The sequence below is a fragment of the Arthrobacter sp. P1_D12 genome (assembly GCF_056406175.1).
Genome location: NZ_JBFUAR010000015.1, coordinates 25,834 through 37,768, shown reverse-complemented (window position 1 = coordinate 37,768; position 11,935 = coordinate 25,834). Strand labels below are relative to the sequence as shown.

Here is an 11,935-nt window from a genome sequence, read left to right as displayed (position 1 = left end):
ATGATGGGAGGACATCACGCCGCGTCGGGAGCCGCGGCGTGGGTAGCCATTGCCTCGACCGGCCCGTATGCGCTCGGCTGGTACCCGCTGGATCCCACCGGAATCGTGATCGGCGCGATGGCGACGGCGGGGACCGCGCTGGTCTGCGACTGGGACCACCGCGCCAGCACGGTGGCGCACGCGCTGCCGCCGCTGTCCAACCTGGTGGCGCGCGGCATTGAGAACGCCAGCGGGGGCCACCGGCAGGGCACTCATTCGGTGCTGGGCGCGGCGTTCTTCGTGCTGCTGGCCACGATCGCCGGGCAGTGGCAGGTGCAGACCCAGTGGGGTCTGCTGTCCGTCGGGGCTGGCCTGTTGTGCATGTTCATGATCAACATCGCCGCGAAGGCACTGAAACTCTTCCCGAAATTCGGCTGGATCAGCAACTGGATCGTCGGGCTGCTCATGGCCGGACTCGTGACGTGGTTCGCGCCGCACCAGTGGACCTGGCTGCCGGTTTCGATGCTTACCGGGGTGCTGGTGCACATTGTGGGGGACATGATCACCACCGGGGGAGTGCCGCTGCTCTGGCCCCTGGTGATCAAGCCGCCCAAGGTCCTGCGGAAATTGCCGCTGCTGAAGAACATCTGGAGGGCCAACGGGGCGTTCTCCATTCCGCTGCTGGGCCGGGCGGGTTCGCGGCGGGAATGGTTCGTCCTGATCCCGGTGAGCGGCTACGCCATGGTGGGGATGTTTGGCGCCGGCCTGGCGGTGGCCAAAGCGCACTTCCCCGCGGCCCTGGCGCTCGGCGCGGGGCTGGTCAAAGGCCTGTTCGCGCTGGTGCCCGGCTAGGACTGCCACCGGTTAAATGACAGAAGCTCCGGATAAACCGGAGCTTCTGTCATTTACGGGTCAGGAGTGGCCTAGTTTTCGCCGGCCGAATCCGAGCGGCCCAGCAGGGTCTGCGGGATCCAGAACGCGGCGGCGAAGAGAATCAGGCAGACGGCCATTGGCCAGGTGTTTTCCAGCGTCAGGAAGGACAGCGAGTAGATCGCACCGAGGAACAGGACCATCATCGCGGCAAAGATGACGATGGTCGAGCCGAGGCTGTTCTCGGTCTGCGGGGTGGTGTTGCTGGACATTCGTTCCTCCTCGGCCCCGGGGGGCTCAAAACTGTGGGCGGTGCCGGCACGGTCAGTACGCGGACGAACCCTGTTCACCCTTGACGATCGCGATACCGGAGCTGGCGCCAATACGTGTTGCACCTGCAGCAATCATAGCCTGAGCATCGGCCAGGGAACGCACGCCGCCGGAGGCCTTGACACCCAGGTCCGGGCCGACGGTGCGGCGCATGAGAGCGACGTCCTCGGCAGTGGCCCCGCCGCCGTTAAAACCCGTGGAGGTCTTCACGAAGTCCGCCCCGGCTTCCACCGCGGCCTCGCAGGCGAGCACCTTCTGGTCATCGCCCAGCAGCGCCGTTTCGATGATGACCTTCAGGATGGCTCCGCCCTCGTGCACGGCGGCCGCGACGGCGGCGATGTCGTCCACCAGCGCGCCCTTGTCATTGGCACGGGCCGCGGCGATGTTGATGACCATGTCCACTTCTTCGGCACCGTCCAGGACCGCGCCGCGGGCCTCGAAGGCCTTGACGTCGCTCGGCGTGGCGCCCAGCGGGAATCCCACCACGGAGCACGTCAGGACGCCGGATCCCTTGAGCGCTTTCTTGACGGTCTTGACCCAGACCGGGTTCACGCAGACCGACTTGAAGTGGTACTCCGCCGCCTCGGCGCAGACCTTGAGGATCTCCGCCTCGCTGGCCTCCGGTTTGAGCAGGGTGTGGTCGATGTAGGAGGCGATGTTGGGCGTTCCCCCGGTGGCGGCTTCTTGGCTCATGGTGGTCCCTTTCGTGGCGGGCCTGGGACGCGGCGGTCCCTTCCCGGGCCTTGTGGGCCTGCGGGCCCTGGCGGCGCCGCGTGGTGCGCGGCTTATCAGGGAACCATCTTGCCATAGGAATGTGCACGGCGGATGCCCCCGGCCGGGCCTCCCGGGCACGTCAGGCGGCGGCCGCCAGGGGCCGGCCCATGGCGGCCTGAAGCAACTGGGAAGCGCACACCGACGCCGCGGAACCGGAGGCCACGAGCAGCCCCAGCCGGACGCCGTCGTAGGCTGCCGCGTCACCGATCGCCCAGATGCCCGGCACGGAGGTGCGGAAGTCCTGGCCGATGACGATCCCGCCGCCGGCAGCGGTGGCGAGCCCGGCCGTGGCGGCCAGCTCGTCGCGGGCGATGCGCTCCTCGGCGAGGATCACGAGGTCACCGTTCATGCTGGAGCCGTCCTCGAAGACGATGCCCGACGCCGGCAGGGCGGACCCGGCGGCGGTGGGAACCACGGCGGCGGGACGCACGGTCGTGCGGACCGGGCGGACGCCGCGGGACCGGAGCACGGCCTCGGCCTGGCCGGCGGCCGAACCCGTGCCGACCAGGATGCCCAGGGGGCGGCGGCCCAGGACCCGGGTGACGTCCTTGACGGCCTCGCCCAGCCCGGCGGCGTCGTCGATCGTGGAATAGCTCAGGCAGCGGGCGGCACCTTCCACCGGTGCCTCGGCGGGGGCGGACCCGGTGGCGACGACGAGCTCGTCGTAGTCGAACTCCATGCCGTCGGCGGTGGTCACGCGGCGGTTTTCCGCGTCGATATAGCTGGCCGGCTGGCCGAAGCGAACGGATACCTGGGGCAGGACGGCGAGCTCCAGCAATTCCTCGGGGGCGTCGTCCCGGTTGCTGAGGACCGTGATGGCGCCGGCGAACGGGGTCCGGGTGAGCTGCCGGACGAGCGCCTGGGCGGCCCGGCCGGCGCCGGCGATGACGATCCTGGGCCGGGCGGCCGTGGTGGAGGCGGCAGCCGAAGCGCCTGTCAGGGAAGAAGTGGAGATGGGAGACATTTCCGGAGCGGACATGTGCTGGCCCTTTCGCTGGGTGGCCATCGTGTGGCCGGTGTGCTTGATGAACCCCAGCGTAGGCGTCCGATTTTTCCGGGGTGTTTCCCGGGTGTTGCCGCTTCTGCCCTGCCCGTTCGCCAGTATTTACCGGCCGGTAATGCCGTGGGTCACACCGTCGCGAAGGCCGGCACTCCGCGTTGGGTTAGACCCTGATCCGGTAGCCGCGTTTCACCACGGTTTCCACCAGCCGGGTGTCCGGCAGCGCGGACCGCAGCCGGCTGACGGTCATGTCCAGGGCATGCACGGAACCGCGCAGCTCCAGCAGGTCCGAGAGCGCCTCGCGGGAGAGCACAGCCCCGCCGGCGCCGATGAGCGCGCGCAGCAGCAACAGCGGTGCGGGCGCCATCTCGACCGGCTCGCCGTTGATGCGCAGCGAGCGGCCGCGCAGCTCCACCCTGCCGGAAACGGTGTCGAGCCGGCGGACGTGGTTGAGCGCGAGGTGCTCGCAGACCAGCCGGATCAGGGCGCCCATCCGGAACCGTTCCGGGATCAGCGGGTGCAGCCCGGCATCGAGCAGCGGCTGCGCCGTGATGGGCCCGACGACGGCGGTCGCCACAGTGGTCTTCAGGCTCTCCACGAGCTGTTTGTAGACGCCCATCTCGTGGGCCGTGCTCCACATGGCGTCCACGGCAGGCGCGCTGGTGAAGGTCAGGACATCCAGGTTGCCGCTGCACGCGGCTTCGATCAGCTTGGGCAGCCGGTCGGCGCCGTCGGGCTTGACCCAGCGGTACGGGGTGACCGTCAGGACGGTGGCGCCGGACATGCGCAGGCGCTCGAGCTGGCGGACATCGGTGTAGCCGTGCAGCTGCACCGCGACTGTCTTGCCGCGCACACCCTCGGCCAGGAGCATGTCCACGAGCGTGGACGTGGTTTCGTCGCTGCTGATTCCGACGTCGGCGAGCCCGGCGGCGCGCACGGCGCCGCGGGCTTTGGGCCCGCGGACGAACATCCGGGTGGCGGAGAGGGTCTCCAACAGCTGGTCGCCAATGCCAAACGTGTCCGCGGCCTCGCACCAGCGGCGCATGCCGTAGGCGGTGGTCGCGATGCAAAGATCGGGCCGGGCGGCGATGATCGCCCGGGTGTCCTCGATCAGGCTCTGGTCCTCCCGGACCGGGGCGATTTTCAGTGCCGGGGCGTGAAGCACCTCGGCACCGCGGCGTTCCAGGGCCTCAATGAGGTCCTGCGAACGGCGGTGCGAGGTGACGCCGATCCGGAAGCCGTCCAGGGGGAGGTCCCGGTCGGTCGCGTCCTCGGCGGGTTCCGGCGCGGGGGCGCCGGCGGGGCCGCCGGCGGTCAGTGCGGAGGCTAGGGCGGGGTTCAAGGGGGACAACGGTGCGCCGGGCTCCGGGAGGGCTGCGGCGACGGCGTTCAATGCGCTCATGGGAATCCTTACGCCTCCATCAGTGATGCGGCCAGACGGTCGAGCTCTGCCGTGGCCCCGGCACAGCCCCGGTTGGCTTCGGCCACCCGGACAACGTCCCCGATCACCAGGACGGCGGGGTTGCTGCAGCCAGCGGCTGCGGAGGTGATGGTGCCCAGCTCGGCGATCGTGGTGCGCTGGCCGGGGCGGTAGCCGCGTTCGACGACAGCCATCGGCATGTCGGCCCGCATTCCGGCCCGGCGGAGTCCGGCTGCGAGGTGGTGCAGGGTGCCGATGCCCATCAGGACCACAATGGTTCCGCCGAGCCCGGCGAGGTGCGTCAGTTCGTTCTCGGTCAGCGGGGCATGGCCGGAGACCACGGTGAACATGTGGCTGACTTCGCGGTGCGTGACCGGGATGCCGGCGGCGGCCGGAACCGAGATGGCGCTGGTGACTCCGGAGATGACGCGGACCGGAACCCCGGCCGCGACGCAGGACGCGACTTCCTCGCCACCGCGGCCGAACACATAGGGGTCCCCGCCCTTGAGGCGGACCACGTTGTTGCCGGCCAGCGCGCTTTCCACCATGAGCTTTTCGATGTCGGCCTGGCTGACCTTGTGGTGGCCGGGCTTCTTGCCCACATCCACGAGCTCAGCCGAGGTCAGGGACGGCAGGTCCTGGTACGGGGCGAGCCGGTCGTAGAAGACGACGTCGGCATCGCGCAGGGCGGCGACGGCGGCGACCGTGAGCAGCTCGGTGGTCCCGGGTCCGCCGCCGACTAACGTGACGTGGCCCGCCGGGCCGGCCGGGGGCTCGGCCGCGACCGGGATGCCGGTGGCGCGGCACCGGCCCAGGAGGGCCTCCCAGCCCGGCTGGCCGTCGTCGACCGCCGCCACCAGGAACGGGCGCTCGGGCAGCGGGCCGTCAATGCCGGTGCCCTGCGGGGTGCTGAGGCGGAACACGACGGCGCCGGCCGCCTCATAGCGCCGCACGGCCTGACGTGCGGCGTGGTCCGCGCCCGTGACCAGGACTTCGCGTCCGGTGAGGTCAATGGTGAGCTGCATGGCTATACCTCGTTCTCGTCAGGCTGTCCCGGGGTGGTGGCTCGGACCGGAATGGAAGCCCCGATCAGGACCGGCTGCTGCCCGGCCCGCGCCTTCTCCTCCGCAGTCGCGGGGCGCATCTGGCCGCGCTCGTCGGAGACGAAGGTGATCGAATCGTCTTTCTGGTCCGGGGCGTTGACGAAGGAGCGGAAGCGGCGCAGGCGCTCGGGATCCTTCAGGGTGTCGGCCCATTCGTCGACGTACGTGTCAACGTGCTTGGCCATGGCGGCTTCGAGGTCCGCGGCAATGCCCAGAGTGTCGTGCACCACCACGTCCTCGACGTGCTTGATGCCGCCGTCGAGCTCTTCCTGCCAGCGCGCGGTGCGCTGCAGCCGGTCGGCCGTGCGGATGTAGTACATGAAGTAGCGGTCGATGTACCTGATCAGGGTTTCGTCGTCGAGGTCCTTGGCCAGCAGCTGGGCGTGCGCCGGGGTGGCGCCGCCGTTGCCGCCGACGTACAGGTTCCAGCCGTCGGCGGTGGCGATGACGCCGACGTCCTTGCCCCGGGCTTCCGCACATTCGCGGGCGCAGCCGGAGACGCCCATCTTCAGTTTGTGCGGGCTGCGGAGGCCGCGGTAGCGCAGCTCGAGCGCGATGGCCATGGCCACCGAATCCTGGACCCCGAAGCGGCACCAGGTGGAGCCGACGCAGGACTTCACCGTGCGCAGGCTCTTGCCGTAGGCCTGGCCGGATTCGAAGCCGGCATCGACCAGGACCTTCCAGATTTCGGGCAGCTGCTCCAGCCGGGCGCCGAACATGTCGATCCGCTGCCCGCCGGTGATCTTGGTGTAGAGGCCGTACTGCTCGGCGACAGCGGCGATCACGCCGAGTTTCTTCGGGGTGATCTCGCCGCCGGCGATCCGCGGGACCACCGAGTAGGTGCCGTCCTTCTGCATGTTGGCCAGGGCGCGGTCGTTGGTGTCCTGCAGGGTGCCGCGGCCGGCGTCCAGGACGTAGGCGCTGTTCTGGCTGGCGAGGATGTTGGCGATGGTCGGCTTGCAGATATCGCAGCCGGCGCCGGTGCCGTACTTGGCCATGATCTCCTCGAAGGAGGTCAGCTCCAGGACCCGGATGGCGTCGAAGAGTTCCTGGCGGGAGAGCTCGATGTGTTCGCACAGGGCCTTGGAGACCTCGACGCCGGACTTGGTCAGTTCGGTTTCGAGCAGCTTCTTGAGCATCGGCACGCAGGAACCGCAGCTGGTGCCGGCGCGGGTGCAGCCCTTGAGCTCGCCGAGTTCCCGGACCGGCGCGTTGCCGTCGCAGGCCCCGCAGCCGTTGACGGTGTCACGGATGGTTCCGGCCGAGACGTTGTTGCAGGAACACAGGATGGCGTCATCCGGCAGTTCCGTCTCCGGGGCGTCGCCGCCGCCGGCCGCGGTGAGGTAGGCGCCGGGTTCGGCGGCCAGTTCGCGGCCCAGCATGGGGCGCAGGGAGGTGTAGGGCGAGGCGTCGCCGACGAAGATGCCGCCGAGCAGGGTCTTGGCATCGTCGGTGGTGACGATCTTCTGGTAGACGCCGCGGGCGGGGTCGGCGTAGACGATCTCGAGCGCGTGTTCGGTGCGGGCGAAAGCGTCACCGAAGCTGGCGACGTCGACGCCGGAGAGCTTGAGCTTGGTGGCGGTGTCGAAGCCGGGGAAGGTCGCGTCGCCGCCGTGCAGCCGGTCGGCGACGATTTCGGCCATCGTGTTGGCCGGGGCCACGAGGCCCAGGCACATGCCGCCGAAGTTGGCGACCTCGCCGATTGCCCAGATGCCGGGAACCTCCGTTGAGCAGTCGTCGGAGATGACGACGCCGCCGCGCTGGCCCAGCTGGAACTGCTGCGGTGCGCCCTCTGCGGCCCGGAACAGCTCGTCGCGGGGCCGCACGCCGATCGCGACGATCACGATGTCGGCGTCGATGATCCGGCCGTCGGCCATGAGGACGCCGGTGACCTGGCCGTCGTCGTCGGAGAGGACCTCGGAGGGGAACACCCCGCCGTGGACGGTGAAGCCCTTGGCCTCGATCAGCCGGCCGAGCGCCTGCCCGGCACCCTCGTCCAGCTGGGTGTTCATGAGCCACGGCGAGCCGTTGATGACGATCGGAGTGGCGCCGAGCTGTTCGGTGCCGGCGGCTGATTCCAGACCCAGCAGACCGCCGCCGATGGTGACCGCGTTGACCTTCCGGCCCAGCTTCGCGGTGAGGTCCGCGATGGCCTTGTTGATGGACCAGACGTCCTCAAGGGTGCGGTACACATGGGTGAGTTCGGCGCCCGGGATGGGCAGACGGGCAGCGTCCGAGCCCGTCGCGACCACCAGCTCGTCATACGGATAGACGGTTCCCGCCGCGGTCTGGACGGACTTGCCGGCGGCGTCGATGCTGGTGACGCGCTCGCCGGTCTTGAGGTTCAGGGCCGTGTGGTCCCACATGGAAGCGCTGCCCAGGGTGAGGTCGACGTCGCTGTCGGTGAGTGCCTTGCTCAGCGCGACGCGGTCATAGGGGAGGTGGGCTTCCTCGGTGAGGACGGTAACGTGCCAGCCATCGAGTCCGCGGGCGTGCATGGCATCGGCGAACCGGTGCGCCGCGGGGCCGCCGCCGGCCACCACAATACGGCGCGGGGCGGCGCTGGTTGCGCCCTGGTTCGGGTGGCTTGAGGGGTGTCCGGTCACGGTGGGCCTTTCGCATGGGCCGCAGACGGTGCTCTGCAGCTTGTCGTCCCAGACTAGGCAACCGTAATTTCGCTTCAGTTTCCCTTATGTTTCGTGATCTTAACTTCTGCATCACGAATGCATTTCCCGCCGTGTGAGCTCTCTTTTACGCGCCGGACACATCCGGCGCGTCCGGATGAAACACCGCGCGCCTAGCTTGAATATGTGGCCGCAGCAGCGGTTGAGCCCATAAGGGATGTATCAGAGAGGGGCCGGGATGACCGCCGTACTTGAAACCGCCGTACACGACGTTGAGGACCAAATTACTGGAGCCGCAGCCGGCTGGCACCGGGTGTGCGCCGTGGCGGACCTGGAACCCGCCTGGGGCGAGGCGGCACTGATTGCGGGCCGCCAGGTGGCCGTGTTCCGCACCCTGTCCGGTGAGGTTTTCGCCGTCGCGCAGGAGGACCCGGCCACCGGGGCGAACGTCATGGCACGCGGCATCACCGGGTCCCGCGGGGACCGGCCCACGGTGGCATCGCCGTTGCACAAGGAGGTCTACGACCTCGGCACCGGAGAATGCCTCGGCAGCCCGGAACTCCGCCTCGCTACCTTCGGTACCCGGATTGTGGGCGGGTACATTGAGGTGCAGCTCTAGAGGCCCAGTGCCTCGCGGACGTCCGCAAGGACGCCGTCCAGGGCCGTGCGGGCCTCGTCCCGGGCTGCCGGAAGCTCGGCGGCCGAGCCGACACTGCGGATGACTTCCAGGTAGCACTTGAGCTTCGGTTCCGTGCCGCTGGGACGGATGATCACACGGCTGAGGTCCCGGGTCAGGTACAGCAGGCCCTCGGTGGGCGGGAGGAGTTCGCTGCCCTCGGCAAGGTCCGTGACGGCCTCGACGCCGGAACCGCCGAACGATTCCGGCGGGCTCACGCGCAGCCGGTTCATCATCGCGTCCAGCAGGCCGAGGTCCGCCACCCGGATGCTGAGCTGGTCGCTCGCGTGCAGCCCGTGCACCAGATACAGCTCGTCCAGGGTGTCAAAGATCGTCTTGCCCCCGGCCTTTGCGGCCGCCGCGAGTTCGGCAATGAGGACCGCGGCCGAAATGCCGTCCTTGTCGCGCACCAGCGACGGGGCAACACAGTAGCCCAGCGCCTCCTCGTAGCCGTAGACCAGCCCCGGCACCCGGGCAATCCACTTGAAACCAGTCAGGGTTTCCTCGTGCGCGTAGCCTGCCGCGGCCGCGATCCGCGCCAGCAGCCGGGAGGACACGATCGAGTTGGCGAACACGCCGGCCGGTGCTTCGCCACTGGCGGCCTGCCGCGCCACGACGTGGGCACCGAGCAATGCGCCTACCTCGTCGCCGCGCAGCACGCGCCACGCGCCGGTATCAGGATCCTTCGCCGCCACCGCTGCCCGGTCGGCGTCGGGATCGTTGGCGATCACGATGTCGGCGTCCTCCCGCGTCGCCGCCTCGAGGGCAAGATCCAGCGCCCCGGGCTCCTCCGGGTTCGGGAAGTTCACCGTGGGGAAGTCCGGATCCGGCTGCGCCTGCTCGGTGACGAGCGTGACGTCGTCGAATCCGGCGGCGTTCAGCACCGCGACGGCCGTTTCCCCGCCCACACCGTGCATGGGGGTCAAGACGATCTTCAGCCCGCGGGCCGGGAAGTGCGCAGGGACTGCCAGGGCCGCGACGGCGCGCTGGTAGTCGGCCGCGATCGAGGGCTCCAGCACGGTCCACCCGTCCGCGGCCAGAACGATCGAGTCCAGGGCGCCGACGGCGTCGATCTTCGCCGCTATCAGGGCGTCGTAGGGTGCCACGATCTGGGCGCCGCGGCCGCTTTCCTCCACCGCGTGACGGCCGAGGTACACCTTGTAGCCGTTGTCCTGCGGCGGGTTGTGGCTGGCGGTAACCATGACGCCGCCGTCGCAGTCCAGCGCCCGCACCGCGTAGGCGAGCAGCGGAGTGGGCAGCGCTGCCGGCATCAGGAAGGTCTCAACCCCCGCCGCGGTGAGGATCGCCGCTGTTTCCTCGGCGAAAATGTCGGAGTTGTAACGGGCGTCATAGCCGACGACGGCGCGCGGCCGGGTGCCGGGGGAGGCTTGCCCGACCGCGTTGGTGAGGAAGGCGGTGAAGCCGGCGGCGGCGCGGCGGACCACCACGCGGTTCATCCGGTTCGGACCCGGGCCGAGGGCTGCCCGCAGTCCAGCGGTGCCGAACTGCAGGGTGCCGCTGAAGCTGTCGGCCAGTTCCTGGCGGGCCGCGGCGACGCCCCCGTCGGTGAGGCGGACCAGTTCGGAGAGGGCGGCGGCGGTGGCGGGGTCCGGGTCCTGGCTTGCCCAATCGCGGGCATCGCTCAGGAGGCGGGCGAGTTCGGCATCAGAAGACGTCATGGAACCAAACTATCGCCAATCGTGGGCGATTCCTGCCCAGACAATCGAGAGTTCGGGTTTCAGTTCGATCTCGCGGCCTTTCGCGGGACCTTGACACCCAAATTTCCGGACACGTAACGTCTGGAATATGAAGATGGGCCGTGGTGTCGAATGGGCCGTGCACAGTTGCGTCAACATGGCTTGGACACCGCCCGGTGAGCCGGTGAACAGCGCCCGGCTGGCGGAGTTCTACAAACTCCCGGCGGCCTATCTCAACAAGCAGTTTCAGTCGCTGGTCCGGGCCGGCGTCCTGGACTCGGTGTCGGGTCCCCGCGGCGGCTTTCTCTTGGCACGCCGGCCCGAAAACATCACCGTGCTGGACATCGTGCTGGCGCTCGAGGGCCAGGACCCGGCGTTCCGGTGCGAGGCGATCCTCGGAAATGTTCCGGAACCGGATCGGCAGGAGAACTTCGCGCGGACGTGCCTGATTTCCCAGACCATGCGCCAGGCCGAACTCGCCTGGCGGCAGGCGCTGGCGCGCCAGAGCATCGCCGGGATCGCGGACTCGATGGAGCGGCGGTTCCCGGCGGACAAGGCAAAGGTCCTGGACTACCTGGCTGCGGAATAACCGCGGCCGGGTGTTCCAGGACCTGTTGCGGGGCCTAGCCCAGAACCAGGATCAGAGCTTGGCGATGATGTCTGCCAGCAGCTTGGAAATCCGCGGGCCGGCGGCCTCGCCGGCCTCAAGGACTTCCCCGTGGCTGAGCGGCACGGGGCTGATCCCGGCGGCGAGGTTGGTCACCAGCGAGATGCCGAAGACCTCCATGCCGGCGTGACGGCCGGCGATCGCCTCAAGCGCCGTGGACATGCCCACCAGGTCGGCGCCGATCCGTTTGGCGTACTGCACCTCGGCGGGCGTCTCATAGTGCGGGCCGGTGAACTGGGCGTAGACGCCCTCGTCCAGCGACGGGTCCACCTCGCGGGCCAGCCCGCGGATCCGGGAGGAGTACAGGTCCGTCAGGTCCACGAACGTTGCCCCTTCCAGCGGTGAGGTAGCGGTGAGGTTGATGTGGTCGCTGATGAGCACCGGCGTGCCGGGCGTCCAGTTCTCGTTGAGCCCGCCGCAGCCGTTGGTCAGCACGAGGGTCTTGCAGCCGGCCGCGGCGGCAGTGCGCACGCCGTGCACCACGGCGCGGACGCCCTTGCCCTCGTAGTAGTGGGTGCGTGCACCCAGGACCAGGGCCCGCTTGCCCTCTTTGGTCAGGACCGAGCGGATGGTGCCCACATGCCCCACCACGGACGGTGCGGAGAAGCCGGGGATTTCGCCGGCGGACAAAGTGGCGGTGGTCTCGCCGATGAGCTCGGCGGCGTCGCCCCAGCCCGATCCGAGGACCAGCGCGACGTCATGGGAATCGACACCCGTCTCTTCGGCGATGTAGGCGGCGGCGTCTCGCGCGGCGTCGAAGGGGTCCGCGTTCAGGAATTCTGTATAGCTCACTGG

At 69.3% G+C, this 11,935-nt stretch carries 11 protein-coding genes; 3 read left to right on the top strand and 8 right to left on the bottom strand.

What is annotated here, in order from left to right; genetic code table 11:
• The gene (locus AC1DZV_RS12730; RefSeq protein WP_476953841.1) at window positions 1-831 is read left to right on the top strand and encodes a metal-dependent hydrolase; all 831 of its coding nucleotides are present in this window, start codon (window positions 1-3) and stop codon (window positions 829-831) included.
• Window positions 832-902: 71 nt separating this feature from the next.
• Here AC1DZV_RS12730 and AC1DZV_RS12725 read toward each other — a convergent pair whose 3' ends face one another.
• The 6 genes from AC1DZV_RS12725 to nirB all read right to left on the bottom strand — a co-directional run bounded on the left by AC1DZV_RS12725 (window position 903) and on the right by nirB (window position 8,082).
• Window positions 903-1,121 (bottom strand): hypothetical protein, encoded by a 219-nt coding sequence (locus tag AC1DZV_RS12725; RefSeq protein WP_028278362.1) that lies wholly within the window; start codon window positions 1,119-1,121, stop codon window positions 903-905.
• A 52-nt stretch (window positions 1,122-1,173) separates the two neighbouring features.
• Window positions 1,174-1,872, bottom strand: a complete 699-nt coding sequence (deoC, locus tag AC1DZV_RS12720) for a deoxyribose-phosphate aldolase (RefSeq protein WP_028278361.1) — start codon at window positions 1,870-1,872, stop codon at window positions 1,174-1,176.
• A 160-nt stretch (window positions 1,873-2,032) separates the two neighbouring features.
• Window positions 2,033-2,932, bottom strand: a complete 900-nt coding sequence (locus tag AC1DZV_RS12715) for an FAD-dependent oxidoreductase (RefSeq protein ID WP_476953840.1) — start codon at window positions 2,930-2,932, stop codon at window positions 2,033-2,035.
• A 184-nt stretch (window positions 2,933-3,116) separates the two neighbouring features.
• Window positions 3,117-4,271, bottom strand: a complete 1,155-nt coding sequence (locus AC1DZV_RS12710; protein WP_476953888.1) for a uroporphyrinogen-III synthase — start codon at window positions 4,269-4,271, stop codon at window positions 3,117-3,119.
• A gap of 92 nt (window positions 4,272-4,363) precedes the next feature.
• A complete protein-coding gene (cobA, locus tag AC1DZV_RS12705) occupies window positions 4,364-5,398 on the bottom strand; it encodes a uroporphyrinogen-III C-methyltransferase (RefSeq protein ID WP_476953839.1) in 1,035 nt (344 codons plus the stop codon).
• Between the two features lie 2 nt (window positions 5,399-5,400).
• On the bottom strand, window positions 5,401-8,082 hold the full coding sequence (gene nirB, locus AC1DZV_RS12700; RefSeq protein WP_476950446.1) for a nitrite reductase large subunit NirB: 2,682 nt from the start codon (window positions 8,080-8,082) through the stop codon (window positions 5,401-5,403).
• Between the two features lie 256 nt (window positions 8,083-8,338).
• Here nirB and nirD point away from each other — a divergent pair, with 256 nt between their 5' ends.
• The gene (nirD, locus tag AC1DZV_RS12695) at window positions 8,339-8,719 is read left to right on the top strand and encodes a nitrite reductase small subunit NirD (protein WP_476945623.1); all 381 of its coding nucleotides are present in this window, start codon (window positions 8,339-8,341) and stop codon (window positions 8,717-8,719) included.
• On the opposite strand, the gene AC1DZV_RS12690 is transcribed toward nirD, so the two are convergent.
• Complete coding sequence (locus tag AC1DZV_RS12690; RefSeq protein ID WP_476953838.1) at window positions 8,716-10,455, bottom strand: phospho-sugar mutase; 1,740 nt, start codon at window positions 10,453-10,455, stop codon at window positions 8,716-8,718. The genes nirD and AC1DZV_RS12690 overlap by 4 nt on opposite strands.
• A 127-nt stretch (window positions 10,456-10,582) precedes the next feature.
• Between AC1DZV_RS12690 and AC1DZV_RS12685 the strand changes: the two genes are divergently transcribed.
• A complete protein-coding gene (locus tag AC1DZV_RS12685; protein ID WP_028278356.1) occupies window positions 10,583-11,062 on the top strand; it encodes an RrF2 family transcriptional regulator in 480 nt (159 codons plus the stop codon).
• A gap of 51 nt (window positions 11,063-11,113) precedes the next feature.
• On the opposite strand, the gene AC1DZV_RS12680 is transcribed toward AC1DZV_RS12685, so the two are convergent.
• Window positions 11,114-11,932: a purine-nucleoside phosphorylase gene (locus AC1DZV_RS12680; RefSeq protein WP_476950448.1), complete on the bottom strand. Its 819-nt coding sequence runs from the start codon at window positions 11,930-11,932 to the stop codon at window positions 11,114-11,116.
• Between the last annotated feature and the right edge of the window lie 3 nt (window positions 11,933-11,935).

What these genes read in the sequence shown, in the direction of transcription:
- AC1DZV_RS12730 (WP_476953841.1), top strand. Translation starts at nt 1, where the DNA reads ATGATGGGAGGACATCACGCCGCGTCGGGAGCCGCGGCGTGGGTAGCC.
- AC1DZV_RS12725 (WP_028278362.1), bottom strand. Translation starts at nt 1,121, where the DNA reads ATGTCCAGCAACACCACCCCGCAGACCGAGAACAGCCTCGGCTCGACC.
- deoC (WP_028278361.1), bottom strand. Translation starts at nt 1,872, where the DNA reads ATGAGCCAAGAAGCCGCCACCGGGGGAACGCCCAACATCGCCTCCTAC.
- AC1DZV_RS12715 (WP_476953840.1), bottom strand. Translation starts at nt 2,932, where the DNA reads ATGTCCGCTCCGGAAATGTCTCCCATCTCCACTTCTTCCCTGACAGGC.
- cobA (WP_476953839.1), bottom strand. Translation starts at nt 5,398, where the DNA reads ATGCAGCTCACCATTGACCTCACCGGACGCGAAGTCCTGGTCACGGGC.
- nirD (WP_476945623.1), top strand. Translation starts at nt 8,339, where the DNA reads ATGACCGCCGTACTTGAAACCGCCGTACACGACGTTGAGGACCAAATT.
- AC1DZV_RS12690 (WP_476953838.1), bottom strand. Translation starts at nt 10,455, where the DNA reads ATGACGTCTTCTGATGCCGAACTCGCCCGCCTCCTGAGCGATGCCCGC.
- AC1DZV_RS12685 (WP_028278356.1), top strand. Translation starts at nt 10,583, where the DNA reads ATGAAGATGGGCCGTGGTGTCGAATGGGCCGTGCACAGTTGCGTCAAC.